General features: G+C 50.5%; 1 protein-coding gene. It reads right to left on the reverse strand.

The genetic code is table 11. The annotated features are described in order from the left end of the window. The coding region (locus tag ACWHAR_RS32280) for an MFS transporter (protein ID WP_452089077.1) at window positions 1-511 on the reverse strand (511 nt) is incomplete at both ends.

The raw sequence follows: 511 nt of genomic DNA on the forward strand, positions 1-511 counted from the left end.
TGCTGCCGGATACAAAAGGAGAATCGCTTTAATGCCGAGCAGCGTCCCCGCTTTTTGGGCCGCATTCGGCACATAGCCGATGATGCTGAGACCGATCCCTGACAGGAAGCCGGAGAGCGACTGAGCCAGCTTTCTCGAAAAATTAAACAGCGAGTATACCGTTCCTTCTTTCCGTTCCCCTGTTCTCCACTCGCCGTAATCGATCGCATCTGATACGAATGCCCAGGTGATTCCGTTCGGAATGCTGATGCCGATGAAGGCGATGCTTGCGAGAATCGTAAAAACAAAGACATTGCCCGGTGCGAAAAAATTGATCAGATCGGCACAGACAGAAACCGCGAGCCCCAAAATGGCGGTATGCTTTTTCCCAAAAAGCTTCACGAGCTTCGGCAGCATGATGACGCCGATAAAGGATGAGCCGATGATGATGAAATTCATGTAGGCCATCAGTTCGGCGTTCCCGAGGTTATACTGCGCGAAATAAATCAGCATCGCGGATTTAAGGTTATAG

This window comes from Bacillus sp. LR--39 (genome assembly GCF_053613335.1).